17 protein-coding genes are annotated in these 18,465 nt (G+C 68.3%); 8 read left to right on the top strand and 9 right to left on the bottom strand.

The window, feature by feature from the left end; all coding sequences use genetic code 11:
- Positions 1 to 6: 6 nt before the first annotated feature.
- Positions 7 to 756, top strand: coding sequence for an enoyl-CoA hydratase/isomerase family protein (locus ACFU9P_RS05000; RefSeq protein WP_384077817.1), 750 nt, complete (start codon positions 7 to 9; stop codon positions 754 to 756).
- A 668-nt stretch (positions 757 to 1,424) separates the two neighbouring features.
- Here the strand turns inward: ACFU9P_RS05000 and ACFU9P_RS05005 are convergent.
- Together ACFU9P_RS05005 and ACFU9P_RS05010 are read right to left on the bottom strand one after the other, a co-directional pair.
- Positions 1,425 to 1,679 (bottom strand): hypothetical protein, encoded by a 255-nt coding sequence (locus ACFU9P_RS05005; RefSeq protein ID WP_384077818.1) that lies wholly within the window; start codon positions 1,677 to 1,679, stop codon positions 1,425 to 1,427.
- A gap of 7 nt (positions 1,680 to 1,686) precedes the next feature.
- Positions 1,687 to 3,072, bottom strand: coding sequence for a ferric reductase-like transmembrane domain-containing protein (locus ACFU9P_RS05010; protein WP_384077819.1), 1,386 nt, complete (start codon positions 3,070 to 3,072; stop codon positions 1,687 to 1,689).
- A gap of 240 nt (positions 3,073 to 3,312) precedes the next feature.
- Here ACFU9P_RS05010 and ACFU9P_RS05015 point away from each other — a divergent pair, with 240 nt between their 5' ends.
- Positions 3,313 to 4,005 carry a response regulator transcription factor gene (locus ACFU9P_RS05015; protein ID WP_376379507.1) on the top strand — a complete coding sequence of 231 codons (693 nt, stop codon included), beginning with the start codon at positions 3,313 to 3,315 and terminating at the stop codon, positions 4,003 to 4,005.
- A complete protein-coding gene (locus ACFU9P_RS05020) occupies positions 4,002 to 5,588 on the top strand; it encodes a sensor histidine kinase (RefSeq protein ID WP_384077820.1) in 1,587 nt (528 codons plus the stop codon). The genes ACFU9P_RS05015 and ACFU9P_RS05020 overlap by 4 nt, the downstream gene beginning before the upstream one ends.
- Here the strand turns inward: ACFU9P_RS05020 and ACFU9P_RS05025 are convergent.
- Genes ACFU9P_RS05025 through ACFU9P_RS05045 form a run of 5 tightly spaced genes read right to left on the bottom strand, consistent with a single transcriptional unit; the run spans position 5,536 to position 11,611 of the window.
- The gene (locus tag ACFU9P_RS05025) at positions 5,536 to 6,405 is read right to left on the bottom strand and encodes a hydroxypyruvate isomerase family protein (RefSeq protein ID WP_384077821.1); all 870 of its coding nucleotides are present in this window, start codon (positions 6,403 to 6,405) and stop codon (positions 5,536 to 5,538) included. The two genes, ACFU9P_RS05020 and ACFU9P_RS05025, sit on opposite strands and share 53 nt — an antisense overlap.
- Positions 6,402 to 8,012, bottom strand: coding sequence for an FAD-dependent monooxygenase (locus tag ACFU9P_RS05030; protein WP_384077822.1), 1,611 nt, complete (start codon positions 8,010 to 8,012; stop codon positions 6,402 to 6,404). The genes ACFU9P_RS05025 and ACFU9P_RS05030 overlap by 4 nt, the downstream gene beginning before the upstream one ends.
- A complete protein-coding gene (locus ACFU9P_RS05035) occupies positions 8,009 to 8,926 on the bottom strand; it encodes a fumarylacetoacetate hydrolase family protein (RefSeq protein ID WP_384077823.1) in 918 nt (305 codons plus the stop codon). Before ACFU9P_RS05035 ends, ACFU9P_RS05030 begins: the two co-directional genes overlap by 4 nt.
- 16 nt (positions 8,927 to 8,942) lie before the next feature.
- On the bottom strand, positions 8,943 to 10,664 hold the full coding sequence (locus ACFU9P_RS05040; RefSeq protein WP_384077824.1) for a dihydroxy-acid dehydratase: 1,722 nt from the start codon (positions 10,662 to 10,664) through the stop codon (positions 8,943 to 8,945).
- Positions 10,664 to 11,611, bottom strand: a complete 948-nt coding sequence (locus ACFU9P_RS05045; RefSeq protein WP_384077825.1) for an NAD(P)-dependent oxidoreductase — start codon at positions 11,609 to 11,611, stop codon at positions 10,664 to 10,666. The genes ACFU9P_RS05040 and ACFU9P_RS05045 overlap by 1 nt, the downstream gene beginning before the upstream one ends.
- Before the next feature lie 173 nt (positions 11,612 to 11,784).
- Between ACFU9P_RS05045 and ACFU9P_RS05050 the strand changes: the two genes are divergently transcribed.
- The 5 genes from ACFU9P_RS05050 (at position 11,785) to ACFU9P_RS05070 (ending at position 16,264) form a co-directional block, all read left to right on the top strand.
- Positions 11,785 to 12,399, top strand: a complete 615-nt coding sequence (locus ACFU9P_RS05050; protein ID WP_384077826.1) for a TetR/AcrR family transcriptional regulator — start codon at positions 11,785 to 11,787, stop codon at positions 12,397 to 12,399.
- Between the two features lie 84 nt (positions 12,400 to 12,483).
- On the top strand, positions 12,484 to 13,584 hold the full coding sequence (locus ACFU9P_RS05055) for a hypothetical protein (protein WP_384077827.1): 1,101 nt from the start codon (positions 12,484 to 12,486) through the stop codon (positions 13,582 to 13,584).
- A gap of 52 nt (positions 13,585 to 13,636) precedes the next feature.
- The gene (locus ACFU9P_RS05060; RefSeq protein WP_384077828.1) at positions 13,637 to 14,809 is read left to right on the top strand and encodes a DUF5624 domain-containing protein; all 1,173 of its coding nucleotides are present in this window, start codon (positions 13,637 to 13,639) and stop codon (positions 14,807 to 14,809) included.
- A gap of 88 nt (positions 14,810 to 14,897) precedes the next feature.
- Complete coding sequence (locus ACFU9P_RS05065; protein ID WP_384077829.1) at positions 14,898 to 15,740, top strand: alpha/beta fold hydrolase; 843 nt, start codon at positions 14,898 to 14,900, stop codon at positions 15,738 to 15,740.
- 92 nt (positions 15,741 to 15,832) lie between these two features.
- Positions 15,833 to 16,264, top strand: a complete 432-nt coding sequence (locus ACFU9P_RS05070) for a PPOX class F420-dependent oxidoreductase (protein WP_376379318.1) — start codon at positions 15,833 to 15,835, stop codon at positions 16,262 to 16,264.
- Positions 16,265 to 16,312: 48 nt separating this feature from the next.
- Here ACFU9P_RS05070 and ACFU9P_RS05075 read toward each other — a convergent pair whose 3' ends face one another.
- Both ACFU9P_RS05075 and ACFU9P_RS05080 read right to left on the bottom strand, forming a co-directional pair.
- A complete protein-coding gene (locus tag ACFU9P_RS05075; RefSeq protein ID WP_384077830.1) occupies positions 16,313 to 17,260 on the bottom strand; it encodes a terpene synthase family protein in 948 nt (315 codons plus the stop codon).
- On the bottom strand, positions 17,257 to 18,327 hold the full coding sequence (locus ACFU9P_RS05080) for a polyprenyl synthetase family protein (protein ID WP_384077831.1): 1,071 nt from the start codon (positions 18,325 to 18,327) through the stop codon (positions 17,257 to 17,259). The genes ACFU9P_RS05075 and ACFU9P_RS05080 overlap by 4 nt, the downstream gene beginning before the upstream one ends.
- Positions 18,328 to 18,465: the final 138 nt, after the last annotated feature.

The raw sequence follows: 18,465 nt of genomic DNA on the forward strand, positions 1-18,465 counted from the left end.
GCGGGCATGACCGTCGGCTACGAGACACTGCTGGTCGACGAGAAGGACGACCGCGTTGTCGTCACACTGAACCGTCCCCACGCCCGCAACGCCATCAACGCGCACATGGTGGAGGAACTGCATCACGTGTGCGGCCTGCTGGAGCAGCAGCCGCGTCTGCTGCTGCTGACCGGACAGAACGGGGTGTTCGCCGGCGGTGCGGACATCGCCGAGCTGCTTCGGCGCGGTCGGGACGAGGCGTTGCAGGGCATCAACAGCCGTCTCTTCGAACGCCTCCGGCACCTGCCGCTGCCGACGGTGGCGGCCCTGGACGGCTGGGTGCTGGGCGGCGGGGCGGAACTGTCGTACGCCTGCGATGTCCGCATCGCGGGCCCCGGCACGGTGTTCGGCAACCCGGAACCGGACCTGGGCATCATGGCGGCCGCCGGTGCCTGCTGGCGACTGGCGGAGCTGGTGGGTGAGTCGCTCGCGAAGCAGGTGCTGCTGGCGGGCCGCCGCTTGGACGCCTCCGCCGCTCTCGCGGCCGGACTGGTCATCGATGTGGTGCCGGCGGACCAACTGCTCGCGGAGGCACACGCGTTGCTCGACCGGATGGCACGGTCGTCCCTCACGGCCCTGCGGCTGACCAAGCTGGTCGTCAACGCACCGGCGGCGCACCCCGTCGCCGACGATCTCGCCCAGGCCGTGCTGTTCGAGGGCCCGGACAAGCAAGAACGTATGACACGTTTTCTCAGCGAGCGAAGGAAGGCCCGTTGAGCGACGGGCATGTGCCGGGCCGGCCGGGGTTCTGTCGCCAACTCCCGGCCGGCCGGGCGCACTTCTTCAGGAAACCGGTGGTCCGAACGCGATGACGGCCACGACCGGTTACGAGCCGTCCGGCCCGAAACCTTCCCGCTCGGAGCCAGGATCCGACTGACCGCCGGGGGCGGAGGCCCCGGGATCAGGCCTTTGACCCGATCCCGTGTCGCCCCCCTGACCGCGAGGACCTTGCTCACCGCCCGGCACATCGCCCTCCTGCATCATGCCCGGAGGAGGTCCGCTGGGACGGTCCATGGTGACCAGATCGGTGGACGCGAGGATCGAGGCCAGTCCGAGCACCGCGGCAACAGCCAGTCCGGCAGCGCTTGTTCGTACGTACCGGAGCCTGCCTCGGAACGTGGGGCGATGAGTGAGGGTCCACCCGCCCGGCAGCGCGGATTCGCCGGGAACCAGGGCGGTGTTCGCCGACGGCTGTCGGCGTACGGGCATACGCCCACCGCCATGCAGGCCCCGGCTGTTACCGGAGAACCCCGTTCGGGACGGACGTCGGGATGGAACAGACATGGGCAACTACCTCTCGGCGATGTGACGACTGGAGGGTGGGCAGGGCCGGCAAGAGGCGCCGGGCGCGGCCTCGGTGAGCGGACGAGCAGGGCACATCTCCGCTAGGCCGTCCGCTCATGGACGGCGCCGAGCGGACGGACGTCGAATCCCTCGGGCCGCTGCCCGTCGGGCATGCCGCCTTCAGGCCGCTCGTCGGGCGCCCCGTCACCTGGCCGTTCGTCCATGCCCGTACGCCCGCTCGTCCCGCCCCGCTCGGGGCCGGAGCCGGTGTGGGGTTTGGAGGCGAGGAGTCCGGCGGTTATCAGCACGGTGGTCAGGGTGGTGATGACGATGCGGCGTACAGATCGGTTCTTCATCAGTGGCTCACAGGGCGAAGGACTCGTGATGGATATGACGGGCGGGTACCCCCGCTGTCCGCAGACCGTCCCATGCGGCCGCCATCATGCCGGGCGGGCCACAGAGGTAGACGTCGTGCACGGCCAGGTCGTCCACATGGGCGCGGAGCGCCGCCGCGGTGAGCGGCGAGGGGCGGTCTTCCCCAGGGGGATCAACGACACAGCGCAGCGTGCCGCCCCGACTGGCCGCCACGGCCTCCAGCTCGGCGCGCAGGACGAGGTCGGACTCGCTGCGTGCCAGATAGACCATGGTGAGATCGCCCGGCGCGGCCGGCAGGGTCTCGAAGAGCGTACGCAGCGGGGTGATGCCGACACCGCCCGCGAGCAGGAGCACCTTGCCCCGCCGCCGGCGCGCCGCGGTGAGCGCTCCGTACGGTCCCTCCGCCCAGACCCTGGTGCCGGGCCTGAGATGGGCCACCCGGGCGCTGTGGTCGCCGGACTGCTTGATCGTGATGCGCAGCAGACCCGGGCCCGGTGCGCCCGAGAGCGAGTAGGGGTTGGCGCTCAGGCGCAGACCCTTGGTCAGGAACCGCCAGCGGAAGAACTGGCCCGGCCGCGGCGCCAGTTCATCCAGTCGGCTGCCGCGGACGAGGACCGAGTAGGTGCCGGGTGCCTCGGTGGTCACCGACTCCACGCGCAGCCGGTGCCGTAGGTTGCGGCGAACGGGCGTGAACACCCGGTAGTACAGCACGGCGCAGGCGGCGCTCAAGTAGAGGGCGAACCAGCAGGTACGGGCGAAGGTGCCGGTGAAGGAGGCGCCGAGGGCGAGTTGGTGACCGAACGTCAGGAAGAGGGCCACATAGGTCGTCAGGTGCAGGAAGTACCAGACTTCATAGAGCACCCGACGGCGCACCACACTGGCGGACACCACTCCGACCGCGAACAACAGCAGGCCACCGATGGCAGCCGGCAGCAGATACGGGAAAATCATGGTCATCTGCCAGGAAAAGCTCAGGATGGGCGCTTGTCGCTCAAGAGCGCTGCCCCAGTACTCGAAGACCACGTGGAACACCAGCAGGATGATCGTGTAGCGCCCGGCCTTGGCGTGCCAGCGCGCGACCCGGTCGCTGCCGATGGTGTGTTCCAGATACGGGATGCGTGCCATCAGCAGAACGAGCAGCGCACAGGTGTAGCCGGCGACCATGCCGAAGATGTCGCCCGCTCCGATCATCCAGCCGGCCACGCCGATCACCGGGTGGGCCGTGAACCACCACAGGGCCAGGACACCGATGAGTCCCGTCCACAGCACCGCCTGGACGAGCACGGCTGGTTCGGGAAGAGGGGCGCCGGAGCGCTGCCCGGGCACGGGGCCCGGTTGTGATCGCGCTCCGGCGCCGCCATGAATTGCGGCCATGACTTAGCCCTCCGTTTCATGGAATGGATGGCGCCCACTCTGGCGACGCGACTTCTGTGTTTTTTCTCAACCGCCGGTCATGAGAAAGGCATCGAGCGGCTTCTCATCCTGGATTCAGATTCGGCTGATAGAGCGTGAAGTATGGAACTCTCTGCCGGAGCTGACGCATACGTCTCCCGGAGTCTCTCCGGCCCTTCCGGGGGATTTTTGACCAGGCCGGACGGCTCGGCGGTACGCGTCATGGTCGTCGACGACTCGCCGGATCTCACGGACGTGTTGTGCTCGGCATTGGCCGCGCAGGGATTCCGGGTCGAGAGCGCCGCGGACGGCGCCGCTGCCAGTGCCGTTGCCCAGAACTTCCGCCCGGACGCGGTGGTACTGGACGTCATGCTGCCCGACTTCGACGGACTGACCGTCCTGAGGCAGATACGCGCTTTCCTCCCGGATGTTTGTGTGCTGTTCCTCACTGCACGAGACGCGGTGGAGGACCGGATCAGCGGAATAGCCGCCGGAGGTGACGATTACGTGACCAAACCATTCAGCCTGGCCGAGGTGCTGACCCGGCTGCGCGGCCTGCTCCGGAGAGCCGGCATGGCACGGACCCGGAACGAGGCCGCCCTGCTGACCGTTGGGGACCTCGTACTGGACAAGGAGGCCCGCGAGGTCACCCGCGATGGTGTCCCGGTCCATCTGACACCCACGGAGTTCGAACTCCTCTTCTTCCTCATGCGCCATCCCCGCCAGGTGTTCAGCCGGAATCAGCTACTGGAACAGGTCTGGAATTACGACTACGGAGGCAGAGGCCATGTGGTCGAGCTCTACATCTCCTATCTGCGCAGAAAAATTGACGCGGGCCGGCCCCCGATGATCCGCACCGTGCGTGGCGCCGGTTACTCCCTGGGTCCGGCCGCGGAGCGGCGGGGTGCCCGGTGAGCGGGCGGACCGGGCGAGGCGCGCCCAACGAGGGTGTGTGGCGGCGATTCGGTACGGCGGCCGGGGCACGGCTGGCGAACGCCCGGCCGCTCAGCCTTCGAGCCCGGCTCAGCGGCGGCCTGCTGATACTGCTCGCGCTGAGCTGTGCCGTGGTCGGCGTGGTGGCCGCCGTGGCGTTGCGCGGCGCGCTCACGGACCGGCTCGACGACCAACTGACACAGGCCACCGACCGGTTGCCGGCCAGCCTGGGCGTCGGGCTGCCCGCCCGTCCGACCGGTCCCGGGCACGGGGACACCCGTGGTCAGATGCAGGGAACGCTGGGGGTTCTGCTGAGCGACGGCGCGCTGCTCGATGCCGCCGTCGTCGAGTCGGGGGAAGGTTCAGCCGCCGGCATCAGCGACGCCGATGTCGCCGCGCTGGGAGCCGTACCCCGTGACGGGCGGGCCCACGACGTGGATCTCAGCACGGTCGGAAGGTACCGGGTGGTCTCCGTCCCGGGCGACGATGACAAGACGCTGATCACCGGTCTTCCGCTGGAGCCCGTCGACGATGCGGTGTTCCAGCTCGTACTCGTCTGCGCTGTCCTCTTCGGCGTGGCGTTGGCGATCACCGGGCTCGTCGGGGTGCTGTGGATCCGGTGGTCGCTGCGGCCGCTGCGTCAAGTCGCGGCGGTCGCCGCCGAGGTCACCGCATTGCCTCTCGCCTCGGGCACGGTCCGGCTGCCGCCACTGGCTTCCGACACCGACCAGCGCACCGAGGTCGGCGCGGTGGGCGCGGCCCTCAACCGCATGGTGGGACACGTCGAGCAGGCCCTGGCCAGACGGCAGTACAGCGAGGAGCGGCTGCGCCGGTTCGCCGCCGACGCCAGCCACGAGCTGCGGACTCCCCTCGCCGCCATTCGCGGGTACGCCGAGCTGTCCCTGTGCGATACGGCGCCCGTCTCCCCGACGGTGCTCCGGGCACTGCGGCGCATCGAGGCGACCTCCACGCATATGAGCACGCTGGTGGACGAACTCCTGCTGCTCGCCAGGATCGACGCCGGGCGTCCGCTGGCCCGGGAGAAGGTCGATCTCACCCTGCTCGCGCTGGAGGGGATCGAGGACGCCCGGGCAGCGGGTCCGGAGCACCACTGGCTGCTGGACCTGCCCGGCTCCCCGGTCGTACTCGACGGCGACCCGCACCGGTTGCACCAGGTGCTCGCCAACCTGCTGGCCAACGCCCGGCTCCACACCCCGTCGGGCACGCGGGTCACCGTACGTCTTCAGTACGACGAAGCCTGCCCCGGCGGGCAAAGCGCCGAAGCGGCCGAAGCCGCCGGGGCCACGGTCCGGCTGGTGGTGGCTGATGACGGCCCCGGTGTACGTGCGGAGCTCCAGGCAGGTCTCTTCGACCGCTTCGTACGTGGTGACGCTTCGGAGACCGGTGCGCAGGGCGGCTCGGGCCTGGGGCTCTCCATCGTCGCCGCGGTCGTCGAGGCTCACGGCGGTGCGGTGAAGATGACGAGCAGGCCGGGCGCCACCGTTTTCACGGTCACGCTTCCCGTGGACCGACGGTTCGGTTCACAAAGGGATGACGTGAAGTGAATGAGCGTGCTTCGGCGGGCGAGTCGAGGAAGCCAGGGCCGGAGTTGAATTCCAGCCCGATCAGGCCCTTGTAAGTGACTTCTTGGAGAGCTGTGATGATGCGGGCGAAGTCCAGTAGGCCGGTGCCCGGGCAGGTGCGGCCCGGAATATCGGCGAATTGGACATGCAGGCATTCCTTGGCGTATCGAGCTATGACATGGGACGGGTCCTGGCCCATACGTGCCACGTGGTAGACGTCGAGGAGGATTCCCGTGTTGAGGGATCCGACCTGTCGCGCCCGCCGGATGACATCGACTGCGCCTTCTACGCCGGGCAGCAAATAGAGCGGGTTGTCCATGGGGTTCAGTGCTTCCACGAGTACGGAGATACCGTGGGCCTGAGCATGGTGTGCGGCGAAAAGCAGGTTGTCGAAGGCGGTTCGATGCTGGGCTTCTTCGCTGTGGTGGGGCAGACGGTTGCCGTAAGGAAGATTCAGCAGGCGGCAACCGACCCTGGACGCGAACTCCACCGCGGCGACGATGCTTTCCCGGCAGAGTCGCCGCCGGTCGGGGTCGCTGAGGATTCCTCGCTCTCCTGCGGTGAAGTCACCTGCCTCGATGTTCATGCACACCAGTCGCGTACCGGCCGCGGCCAACGCCGTACGCAGGTCCTCGGTCTGTTGCCCGGTGGGGTGAGCGGTGGGAAACGGCCACCATGTCTCCACGAGGGAGAAACCGGCGGCCGCCGCGGCATCGATGCGCGGGACCAGGGTGTCGTCCCGCAGTGGGGGCAGTGACAGGTTCAGCGCGTAGCGGTCGTTGTCGCTGTCAGTGGTCATCCTCCGTCCCCGCCCAGCGTTCTGCGCAGGGCGTCCGTCAGAAGCGGCGTGTGGAATCCCGGGTCCGCCTCGTTGTGCATCCACGCGATGTGGCCGTCGGGCCGTACGAGGAGGGCTCCACCGGGGGGCATGCGGTACAGGCGCGCGAATTCCTGCGGATCCACGTCACACTCCGCGCCGGGCACCTGGACGGTCCGCAGGGGCAGTTGAAGGTGTTCGCCGATATGTGTGGCGGCCGCCTGCCAGTCGCGGCCCTCCGGCCCGTACAGCAGGGTGAAGTGGCCGTCGAGGATGTCGAGGACGGAACGGTGCTCGCCCTCGGAGCGCAGCCACAGATGCGGTGCCCGGCGGCCGACCGCCGCGGTGAAGGGGTCGGCGTCGGCGTCGGCAGCGCCAGGACCGAGGGCGAGGGCCCCGTCGGTGTAGCGGAAGGCGAGGTCCCGCTCCAGGGCAGCGAGGTGTGCGCGCTGCCGGTCGATGGGGGCGCCGGCAGGAGCTTTGGTGACGATGCGTTCCCACACCGCGTCGAAGCGCTCGGCGTTCTCTTTGCTCCACCGGGCGTTGGAGCAGGCGACCGGGCGCCGTTCGGACTCGTAGGTGTCGAGCAGTTCCCGCGGGGCCAGGCCCCGGCGTACCAGGTCGATCTTCCACACCAGGTTGTGCACGTCCTGCACACCGGTGTTGAGGCCGAATCCGCCGGTGGGCGGGAAGACATGGGCCGCGTCCCCGGCCAGGAAGACGGAGCCGGCCCGGTAGCGCTCGGCCACACGCGCTTCCACCGCGTAGGTGGCGGCGCTGATGATGTCGGCCCGGCACGGCTCGCCGACGGCGGCCTCGATGAGGTCGTGGGCCTGCGACTCGGTGAGAGTGCCCGGGTGTCCGCTGTCCTTGCTCCGCATCCGGAAGGTGAGCCAGCGGGTGTGCCCGTCGACCGGGGCCACGGTCACGAACCCGCCGTCCTTCGCGGCCGTCAGGAACTGGATGGCGGTGCGGTCACCGAGAAGCGCGGAGATGTCGCCGTGCCAGTAGACGCTCTGCCAGTACCCGACGGTCTCGCCTTCCATGGTGATGCCCAGCGACGCCCGGGTGGGACTGGCCGCTCCGTCGCAGGCGATCACATAACGTGCTGTCAGCTCCCTCTCCGCTCCCCCCGCGGTGGGTTCGAGTACCGCACGGACCTGGTGGTCTTCTTGTGTCAGCCGGCTGACCGTGGTGCCGAAGAGCGCCTCGACTCCGGGGGCCGTGGCGACTCGCTCGCGCAGGATGCGTTCGAGGGTGTCCTGCGGGATACGGCACGTACCGGACGGTCCCAGGGTGGTGTCCTCCTGGCCGGGCGGCGTACGGCCGTACTCCTCGCCGGCGAGCGAGTCGCAGTAGACGAAGCCGTGCCGGGGGCTACGGGTGGCCTGGGCCCGGATTTCCTTTTCCAGCCCCCAGAAGCGGAACAGTTCCATGCCCCGGTCGCGGACACCCCGCGCCTTCGGGTGGGCGTAGGGCTGGGGGAACTTCTCCACCATGGTGCAGGGGATGCCGTACCGGGAGGCGAGCAGCGCGGCGCTGAGGCCGACCGGGCCGCCTCCGATGACGAGGAGGTGCGTCTCGCTCACCGGGACACTCCGTCGGCGTCGGCGATCGGGGTCTCCATCACACCGAGTCCGGTGATCTCCATGCGGACCACGTCCCCGGCGAAGAGGAAGACCGGAGGATCCTGGAAGGCACCGCAGCCCGTGGTGGTGCCGGTGTAGATGATGTCGCCCGGCGAGAGTTCGAGCACTTTGCTGAAGTCGGCGATCAGGCCCGGGATGTCGACGATCATCTCCGAACTCCAGCCGTCCTGACGCAGCTCTCCGTTGACCCAGCAGCGCAGCCGGAGATTGTGCGGGTCGGGGATCTCGTCCTTGGTGACCAGCCACGGCCCGAACGGCGCGCCGGTCGGAATGCCCTTGGCGCGGGTGATCTGGGAGTACAGCGGGCTCAGTTCGATGTCCTTGAAGGCCATGTCCCGTGCCGTGACGTCGTTGCCGATCATGTAGCCGGCCACATGGTCGTACGCGTCCTCACGGGCGATGCGGTGTCCGCCGCGTCCGATGACGACGGCGATCTCCGTTTCGTAGTCGAGCTGTTCGGACTCGGCAGGCCGTACGAGGGCGTCGTGCGGGCCGATCACGGTGTTGGAGGGCTTGAAGATCAGCAGGGGTTCGGACGGGGAGGGTGCGTTCTTCTTTCCGGTCGCCTCGTCCACGTGCGACTGGTAGTTGCCGCCCGCGACGATGATCTTCTCCGGCTGCGGAACAGGCGGCCCCAGACGGGTTGAGGCGACGTCGATGGTCCCGGCCGGATCCCGCAGCGCTGTTTCGATGATGGGCTGGAGGAAGGGGAGGAAGGCCAGGATCGCGTTGATGTCCAGCGCGGGCAAGCCGGCCCGGGCGAGGACCGGCGCCAGCGGCATGATGCGCTGCTGGTCGTCCAGCAGAACGCCGGGCTGCTCACCACGGGGAGGCCCGAAACTGACAATCTTCACGGCTCGTCTCCTCAGATCAAGGACGGTTGGCGGGTACGGCGGGCGAGGGCTCCGCCGTCGCGGCAAGGAAGTCGAAGTCGCAGCCCTCGGGGGCTTGCGTGATGTGTCGCCGGTACAGGGCGGCGTAGCCGCGGCGGGGTGCGGGGGCCGTGACCGCCGGGGTACGCCGGGCGAGTTCTGCTTGGTCCACGTCGAGATCGAGGCGGCCGTCGAGGGCGTCCAGGACGATGGGATCGCCGTCGCGGACGAGCGCGAGCGGGCCTCCCTCGGCCGCTTCCGGTGCGACGTGGAGGACGACGGTGCCGGTGGCGGTGCCGCTCATCCGGGCATCGGAGATCCGCACCATGTCGGTGACGCCCTTGTGCAACAGCCGTCTGGGGATGGGCAGTTGACCCACCTCGGGCATTCCGGGGCCGCCGACGGGGCCGGCCCCGCGCAGGACGAGGACGGAGTCCTCCGTGATGCCGAGACCTGGGTCGTCGATACGGGCATGGAGATCGGCGACACCGTCGAAGACGACCGCCGGGCCGCGGTGCTTCCACAGGCGCGGGTCGGCCGCGGAACGTTTGAGAACGGCTCCGGCCGGCGCGAGGGTGCCGTGGAGCATGGCCAGTCCGCCCGCGGCGAAGACCGGATCCCCCGCCGGGCGCAGTGCGGGACTGTCCCGGCGCGTCACACGGCTCAGGATCCGGGCCCACGTCTCGCCCGTTCCGGCGAGCGCGTCGGTGTGCAGCAGGGGCTGAAGCTCCTTGAGTACGGCGGGCAGTCCGCCGGCCTCGTCGAGGTCTTCCAGAAGGTGCGGCCCCGAAGGGCGTACCTGTGCCAGGACCGGTGTGGACCGGCTCCACTCGGCCATGGCCCGCATGCCCAGCCGGTGGCCGATCCGGCCGGCGACGGCTTCCAGGTGGATGACGGCGTTGGTCGAACCGCTGACCGCGCACAGCATCCGGAAGGCGTTCTCCAGTGCCGCCGGGGTGACGAAGTCGGTGGGTGGCTGTCCGCCGCGGGCCAGCTCCACGGCACGGCGCCCGGTCTCCTCGGCGGCAGCGGCTCGGGCACCGCTGGTCGCGGGCAGCAGGCTGGAACCGGGCAGGGACATGCCGAGGGTCTCGGCGATCATGGCCATGGTGACGGCGGTGCCCAGCACATTGCAGGTGCCCACGCCGGGCACGATGAGGCCCTCGACGGTCTCCCATTCGTCCTCGCTGAGATCACCGGAGCGGCGCCGGTCCGACAGCGTCCACAGGTCGTCGATGGTCAGGGGCGCACCGTGCAGGCGGCCCGCGGCGCGGGGCCCCGCCGTGACCATCATGGCGGGCTTGCCCGCGCTGATCGCCCCCATGAGCTGCGCGGGTACGGTCTTGTCGCATCCGCCGAGCAGGACGACCGCGTCGATGGGTGACGAACTGATCATTTCCTCCACGTCGATGGCCATGAGGTTGCGCAGATAGAGGGTGCTGGGGCGGATGAACGGCTCGGCCAGGGAGATCGTGGGGAACTCCAGCGGGAATCCACCGGCGGCGATGACGCCCTGCTTGACCGACCGGGCGAGGTCGCGCAGGCCCGCGTTGCAAGGGTTGAGCTCGCTGAAGGAGTTGCAGACGCCGATCACGGGCCTGCGGCGGATCGCCGCGGCGCTGTGTCCGGCTCCTCTCATGAAGGCGCGGTGAATGAATCCGTCGCGGTCGGGCGAGGAGAAGACGTCACCGTTACCCGGTTTCGTGTCGTTCTGCGACATCAGTTCGCCTCCGCCGTAGAGGAAGTCACGTGTGAAGTCACGCGTGCAGAGGAAGGTGCGTGTGCGGACTGCTCCCGGTCGTAGGCCCTGGCGAGCTGCGCGATGTCTCTGCTGCCCGCACCGGCGTCCGTCAGCACGGTGAAGACCTGCCGGGCCGCCGGGAAGACCCGCAGGGGGAGATCAACTGTTGAGGAGATCTCGGCGACCGCGTCCTGGACCGCGGACAAGCCGCCGATGGTTGCTCCCGTGGGCACCGTGGAGGGCGTCAGGGCCGCGGGAAGGCAGTAGTCCAGCATGGCACTGGCCGCCCAGCCCGACATCAGGACGCTCTTGGCGAGCTGCGCGGGAAGCCCCAGCCGGCCGACAAGGGCCGCTGCTTCGGCAGCCGCCGCCACGTGGACGCTGACCAGGAGCTGATTGACGAGCTTGAGCTCAAGTCCCGTACCCACCGGTCCGACGTGGCTGATGTCTCGGCAGTACGCCGCCAGCAGCGGCCGAGCGGCTTCGATGTGCTCGGCTCGCCCGCCGGCCATGCACGTCAGCTCCCCCAGGTACGCGCGCTGCGGGCCTCCCGTCACCGGGGCGTCCACGAAGCCGGCGCCTCGCTCAGCGGCCTGTTCGGCGAGATCGCGGGCCACCCGTGGGGCGAACGTGCCGTGTTCCACCAGCAGGTGGCCCGCGTGAACCGCGGTGATGATCCCGTCCGGGCCGAGGTAGACCTCCTGGACCGCCTTCTCGTCCAGCAGACAGCCGATGATCACGTCGCTTTCGGCGGCGAGCCGGGCGGGGGTTTCGGCCGGCTCGGCTCCGGCCTCGATGAGGGCTGCCACCTTGGCCGGCGTACGGGCATGGACGGAGAGGCGGTGGCCGGCGGCCAGCAGCCGCCGGGCCATCGGAAGCCCCATGACACCGGCTCCGACGAAGCCGACTCTGGGCAACGCACTCACTGCTGCTCCCTCCCGCTGGTATGCGAGAAAGATCGTAGAGTATTAATGAAATGTCAATAGTGTCTTACAGATATATTTCTTGCTCCCAGTCGCCCCACCGCCGGGCGGGGATGGCTTGACATCTCCGCCTCCAAGAAGTGAAGATGAATTCATATTCACTCATGGAGGCGACGATGGCAGAGATGACGTCGAAGGGAAGGCGCTCGGCGGAGGAGCTGAAGGCGGCGGCGCTGCGCGTCATCGCCCGCCAGGGCTACCTGGCAACGAAGATCACCGACATCACAACAGAGGCAGGCAAGTCGGCCGGTGTCTTCTACCGCTACTTCACCGACAAGGACGACCTTCTGCGCGAAGTCGCCGAGGACTTCGCCGCCGCACTGCACGACCGGGTCAGCCACGAGCTCGGCGAACGGCACGAGATGCGCGACGAGCGAGACGTCGAGCGGCACGTACGGGCGTACTGGGACATCTACCGCGCCTTCCAGGGGCAGATGACCGGCCTCTATCAGGCATCGCTGATGAGTGCGGAGTTCTCGGTGCACTGGGAGCAGATGCACGAGCGGCATGTCACCGCCTGGTCCTCCCATCTGTCCGAGGCCCGGCGGCTGGAGCCGGCGGACGGCGAGTGCGCGCTCGCGGCACGCGCCCTGGTCTGCATGCTGGAGCACTACTGCCGTACGACGGTGCCCTCGCTCTCGGACGAGGACGACGGCGAGGTGCACGTAAGGACCCTGACCCGGCTCGCCGCGCACGGAATCCTGCACACCGGGCAGCGCCCGGAACGGTGAATGCGCGCCGCTTTGCCCGACGCCCCTCTCCCCCGCCCCACGCTCTTCTCCCCCGCCCGACGATCTTCTCCCTTGGAGGAATCCATGGAGTACACCCCCCTCACCCATCTGACCGAGGCGCAGTCGATTCCCACCTCGGGCGCCCGAGCGGTGGAGCCGTTCGAGCTGAACGGCATGCACCTGCTCGCGATCCCGCAGCTCGCCTACGACATTCCCGGCGGCAGGATCGACATGAACGGCGGTGACAGCGACACCGACCTTCTGCTGCTCCGCCGTGGCGACAAGGGCTACGAGCCCTTCCAGCGCATCGCCGTACCCGGAGGCGAGGACGCGGAATTCTTCCGTATCGGCGACCGGGCCTTCCTCGCCGTCGCGAGCATCCGTCGCGGCAAGGGCCCGTACGAGTACGCCACCGACTCCCGGGTGCTGGAGTGGAACGGCGAGTCCTTCGTCCCCTTCCAGTCCTTCAGGGGCTTCGCGGCCAAGCAGTGGAAGCATTTCACATACGACGGGCGTCACTTCCTGGCCCTGGCCCAGGGCGTCGTCGTACCCGGCCATGAGGCGGAGAACCGGCCTTCGCGGATCTACACCTGGGACGGAGAGCGCTTCGCCCACCTACAGGACATCGACTCGCGGTGGGGCTACAACTGGCATGCCTTCGAACTGGACGGACACCACTTCCTGGCGTACGCCGATCATGTCCGGCCGTCCGTGCTGTACCGCTGGGACGGCGAGCGGTTCGAGCCGTACCAGGAACTCGCGGACCGGCACGGCCGTGCCTTCGCCCACTTCACCGTGGACGGCATCGCGCATCTGCTCGTCGCCCGGCTCCAGAGCCCCTCGCAGCTACTGCGCTGGGACGGTGGGAAGTTCGCCGTCCACCAGACGCTGCCCGGGCCCGGGGCGCGGGAGTTCGCCGTGATCCACGGCCACGACGGGACGCTCTATGTCGTACGTGTCAACTTCGTCCTGGGCACCCCGGCCGACCCGACGACCGCCCTGAACTCCGAGCTGTACCGCTGGCAGGACGATCAGTTGACCCTCGTCGAGACGTTCCCCACCACCGGCGCCACCGACGTGGCGGCCATCCCGGACGAGCACGGGCTGCTGCTCGCGGTATCCCACAGCCTCACCGCCGACATCCGCTTCGCCGCCCGCACCGTCCTCTACCGCTTCACAAGCTGACCAGCGCAGCACGTACCCCCCTCGCACGACTCGCACGATCGGAAAGCGCACCATGCTGTCCTACGAAAGCCCCGAACTTGTCGACCTGTTCACCACCTACACCGCCGGTCCCACCAGCATCGGCTCCCATCTGACCGCCGCGGCAGCGGAACACAACGCCGACGCCCCGCTCATCGTCGCCACCGGTGCCGACTTCGCCCTCTACCCGGGCAACGGAAAGCCCCCCACGGTCGAAGGGTTCCGCTTCTCCACCCGCGGTTTCAAGGAACTGGCCGGGATCTCCCACCTCGGCCCCGCCGTCGCCACCCTCGTACAACTGCGCACGAAGTACGCCGCCCCCTGCTGGCGCGCCGAGACGGAACGCCTGCTGCGCGAGGTGGAACGCAGCCGACAGGCCAACAGCGCCGCCCTGTGGCGCGACACCATCGCCGTGGAGGCCTACCGCGGACGTGAACAGGCCATCGCCGACATGGCCGAGTACGCCTTCGCCCGCACCGCCCGCTACCTTCGCGCCGGCCTGGAGGACGGGAGTACGTTCAACGCCGCCACCCTGCAGAGCGACTACCTGGACAACGGCAGGGAGGAAGGGCACGGCACGATCAACCAGATGATGATCGCAACCTTCTTCCTCACCGGCCTGGACATCTCCCACCGCATCCTGCGCTGGTTCCGCGAGCAGGAGATCGACTGGGAACGGGCCATGGTGGTGATCGCCGGCAAGCAGGGACGGTCCACCGCGGGCGTCACCTGGAACACCTCCAGCGTCGCCACGATGATCCTGGGCGCCTCGGGCTACCGGCTTCCCCTGGAACGCCTCTACATGGCCCCGCACGCCCCGACGTTCGCCACACCGCAGAACGGTGACCTGTCCGAGGTCATCGCCCTGGAAGAGCTGCTGCGCCGTATCTGGGCCAACACCCGCGCCACCGTCGAACTGGGGGACCTGATGTTCCCCGGACTGCCGCGCTATGCCCCCGGCCGACTGGCCGTTCCCGATGTCGACGACCTCTCGGTCACCGAGATCAGCGAGATGCCCGTCATCCACGGCCACGACGACTGGCGTTCCATGACCACTCGCCTGCGCATGGTGCTCGAAGACCCTCGCCAGCTGCTGTCCGGCTGCGTCACCGACTACGCCGTCAGCCGGCTCGTGGCCGCCGGCAACGACCCGGCCGCGGTCACCGTCCCCGGCCTGGACGGCGTGGCCTACCCCACCGTCCAGTGATCTTCACGGCGTGACCGTCCCGCGCCCGCACCCGCAGCGCCGTCGCCACCTTCACCCACCAGCACCAGCACCGGGAGCACACAACACCATGCCCTCGCTCACCTTCGACCAGGCCCGCTACCTCGATGTGGACGGCGGCAGGGTCGCTTACTACGAAACCGGCGGCGGCGACCAGACCGTCGTCTGGGTCCACGGCCTGCCGCTCGACTCCAGGTCCTGGGAAGCACAGCGCGCGTACTTCGACCCCCGCGTCCGCAACGTCTTCCTGGACCTGCGCGGCTACGGCGCGTCCGACAAACTGCCGCCCCGACCGACCGGCGTCACCGCCCTCTACACCGCCGACCTGGCCGCGCTGATCACCCATCTGCGCCTCGACAGGCCGACCGTCGTGGGTTTCGCCTCCGCCGGCCATGTCGCCCTGCGCTTCGCCGCCGAGCACCCCGGTCTGCTGGGGAAACTCGCCGTCATCAACGGCTCCCCCACGTTCCGCCGCGGCGAGGACTGGCCGTACGGTTTCGACGCCGCCGGCATCGCCCACTTCACCGACGCCGCACGCGACGGCGGTATCAAGGGCATCACCGACGCCGTACTGCAAGCCGATGTCGTCTTCGCCGATGTCGACGCCGGCCGCGCCGCCGAACTGGACGCCTGGTTCCGCGAGATGAGCTACAACGCCGGTGTCGGGACACTCCTCGGGTTCTTCGACGACATCTCCCTGGACGACGACCGGGCGCTCATGGCCGGCATCACGGTCCCCACTCTCCTGATGACCAGCACCATCGGCCAGGAGGTGCCGTCGGGGGTGTCCCTGTACCTGCGTACCGCCATCACAAAGGCCCGCCTGGCAGAACTCCCTGGCGCCGACCATTTCGCCTTCGCCACCCGCCCCGAACTGGTCAACGCCCTGATCGACAGCTTCTTGACGGCCTGACCGCCCAGGACCGACTGGCTCGGGGGCATCTTCGTAGCAGTGACGTGGCGTGACCGGGAATACACAGAACCGGTTACGAGTTGGGGATCTGCATGACAGACATGCCTTTCGACCCGCTCGCACTCCTCGCGCAAAGCCGGCTCGGCGTGCTCGCGACGATCAAGTCCGACGGCCGCCCCCAGCTCTCCCCCGTCATGCCGTCCTACGACCGGGCCGCCGGTGTCATCCAGGTGTCGACCACCGAGGGGACCGCCAAGTGCGCCAACCTGCGTCGGGACCCACGAGCCGCACTGGAGGTGACCAGCCCGGACGGCTGGGCATGGGCCACCGCGGAGGGCGTGGCCACCATCACCGGGCCGGGGACCGACCCGCACGGTCCCGAGGTCCAGGCACTGGTCGACTACTACCGCAACGCCGCAGGCGAGCACCCGGACTGGGACGAGTACCGGTCGGTCATGGTGTCGGACCGGAGGGTACTGATCACAATGACGGTCGACAACGTGTACGGCACCAAGCTCCGTTGACAGCCGACGACGTCGGCCTGGAGGTGCCCGCAGGTCGGAGTGTCGCGGCTACGCGTCGATGTAGCGCAGCCCCCTCATGTCCCGCATCCACAGCACGTTTCCTCCCTGGATCTCCCTCATGGTGCGGGCCAGAGCGGGGTGCGTCACACTGACCCGGTCAAGTGCACGCTCCATCGCTTCTTCGTACGTGTAGAACAGCGAGACACACCTGTCGACAGCGTCCTGCCATCCCATGTCGCCGGAAAGAGACTTCTTCACGAGCCGGACAACGTTTGCGTGTTCCGTCACTTCCGTGTGTTTGGGGTTCAGGGCGTTGTACAGGTCCAGGAGCAATGCCATCGATTTTCCTGAATACAGCACGGCACTCTTGAAGCCCTCGCTCTCCCAAAGCTCCTCGATATCGGCGGCAAGCTCCGGATCGGCGCAGGCAGCCGACATATGGATGCAGAGCATGGAGCAGTTGGCCTGCCTGACGATCATGTACTCGTCGTACGTGACCTGCTCCTGGTTGATCTCGATCTCCCGTATGCGACGGCTCGATTCGCACCACGCAAGGAATGAGTACCGGACAAGTTCCAGCGTCTTGTCGCTGCGCTTCCCCGCCATGGCGAGGAGGTCGGAGAAGGTCTCGTATCCGTCACGGCTGTCGACGGAATCCGCCTTGGTCACCCTGATGAAGTCGCTGAGGAGGGTGTCGACTTCTTCCTGGTTCGTCATGTTGTCGATCCAGTCGTCGAACAGGACCCAGAAGGTGTAGAACCGGGAGATCGTCTGAGCCTCACGAACTCCGATGTCCGGAAAGCAGTAGGCGACGTAGTCGGCTCCGCAGTTCACGTAGTACCCGTGCACGAGGTCGTTCTTGGCTGTGAGCAGCTTCTTGGTTCGCCGCTCGTAGTATTCCTCTCCGTCTTTCCTGATGTCCCGGTAGCCGAGGTGCTGCCTGAAAGGGAAACGTGAGATGAGCACCGGGACGACGATTCCGGAGTCGTTGGTCATGCGTTCCTCCATACTGCCTGGTCGGCCATCTTCCGCAACCGTTCACGGACTTGGCCGGGCAGTGGTGTGTCCTGAAGGTGAGTCAGGGCCTGGTCATAGCGCTCACGGATCATGGACTCGACCCGCCGTGGTGCGCCGGTGGCCTGGAGCACCGTACGAAGCGAAGCGGCGCCGTCCTCATCCAGGCCGGGGTTTCCGTACAGGTTGCGCAGCAGCCTCGCCTGATCAATGTCGCAGGCCCGCAGAGCGAGTGCGGCCAGGACCGTGTGCTTGCCCGCACGCAGATCGTCCAGGGCGGGTTTGCCGGTCTCCTTCTCGCTGCCGAAAACGCCCAGGAGGTCATCTCTGAGCTGGAACGCCTCGCCCAGCGGCAGCGCGAACTCGCTGAGACGCCGGAGCAGTTGCTGATCGGCTCCGCCGAGGGCCGCGCCGATATGCAGAGGACGCTCGACGGTGTATTTGGCGGTCTTGTGGCGAATGATCGCCAGCGCCCGATCCACATCATCGGTGGGCCGGCCGGTGGCGGTCAGATCCAGGTACTGGCCGTACATCACCTCCGTACGCATGAGGTCGATCAGCGGCAGCACGCGCGAGCGCCGCACCTGGCTCAAGCCTTTGTCATGGCCGTTTTCGTCATGGCCGTTGAGGAGTTCATCGGACCAGACCAGCGCCAGGTCCCCGACCAGGACTGCCGCCGCGGCCCCGACATCGTCGGCCGCGGCCGGGGTACGACCGCCGCGGTACAGGGCGGCCAGGGCTTTGTGGACGGCGGGCTTTCCACGGCGGGTGTCGGAGTGGTCCATCACATCGTCATGGATCAGGCAGAAGGCGTGGAACATCTCCAGCGCCGCCGCCACCCTCAGCACCGGGGCGATGTCGCCGTGGCCGCCAGCGGCGTGCCAGCCGGTCACGCACAGCACGGGGCGCAGACGCTTGCCCCCGGACAACAGGAAGTCACGCAGAACCTCGGTGGCCTCGGACGGCATCCGCTGAGCGACGGCAGCCTCGGCCTTGCGGTCCAGGAAGTCCGCGAGGATCGACTCGACATCGGTGCGCACGGTTTCCATGTCGGCAGGCGAGGCAAGAACGGGCACGGCAGGCACAACTTCCTCCCCGGGGCGAAACGCGTCTTGGCGCCTTTCAAGTGCGCCACGACAGGTACCGCAAAGGAACCGGTCACCGTCGGGCAGCGCGTGAACGCGTTG

The sequence above is a fragment of the Streptomyces sp. NPDC057617 genome (assembly GCF_042800555.1).
Lineage (GTDB): Bacteria > Actinomycetota > Actinomycetes > Streptomycetales > Streptomycetaceae > Streptomyces.

Coding starts and splice junctions, on each gene's coding strand:
- ACFU9P_RS05060 (WP_384077828.1), top strand. CDS start 13,637: ATGCTGTCCTACGAAAGCCCCGAACTTGTCGACCTGTTCACCACCTAC.
- ACFU9P_RS05005 (WP_384077818.1), bottom strand. CDS start 1,679: ATGAAGAACCGATCTGTACGCCGCATCGTCATCACCACCCTGACCACC.
- ACFU9P_RS05025 (WP_384077821.1), bottom strand. CDS start 6,405: ATGACCACTGACAGCGACAACGACCGCTACGCGCTGAACCTGTCACTG.
- ACFU9P_RS05065 (WP_384077829.1), top strand. CDS start 14,898: ATGCCCTCGCTCACCTTCGACCAGGCCCGCTACCTCGATGTGGACGGC.
- ACFU9P_RS05010 (WP_384077819.1), bottom strand. CDS start 3,072: ATGGCCGCAATTCATGGCGGCGCCGGAGCGCGATCACAACCGGGCCCC.
- ACFU9P_RS05000 (WP_384077817.1), top strand. CDS start 7: ATGACCGTCGGCTACGAGACACTGCTGGTCGACGAGAAGGACGACCGC.
- ACFU9P_RS05055 (WP_384077827.1), top strand. CDS start 12,484: ATGGAGTACACCCCCCTCACCCATCTGACCGAGGCGCAGTCGATTCCC.
- ACFU9P_RS05050 (WP_384077826.1), top strand. CDS start 11,785: ATGGCAGAGATGACGTCGAAGGGAAGGCGCTCGGCGGAGGAGCTGAAG.
- ACFU9P_RS05070 (WP_376379318.1), top strand. CDS start 15,833: ATGACAGACATGCCTTTCGACCCGCTCGCACTCCTCGCGCAAAGCCGG.
- ACFU9P_RS05075 (WP_384077830.1), bottom strand. CDS start 17,260: ATGACCAACGACTCCGGAATCGTCGTCCCGGTGCTCATCTCACGTTTC.
- ACFU9P_RS05080 (WP_384077831.1), bottom strand. CDS start 18,327: ATGGAAACCGTGCGCACCGATGTCGAGTCGATCCTCGCGGACTTCCTG.
- ACFU9P_RS05040 (WP_384077824.1), bottom strand. CDS start 10,664: ATGTCGCAGAACGACACGAAACCGGGTAACGGTGACGTCTTCTCCTCG.
- ACFU9P_RS05015 (WP_376379507.1), top strand. CDS start 3,313: ATGGTCGTCGACGACTCGCCGGATCTCACGGACGTGTTGTGCTCGGCA.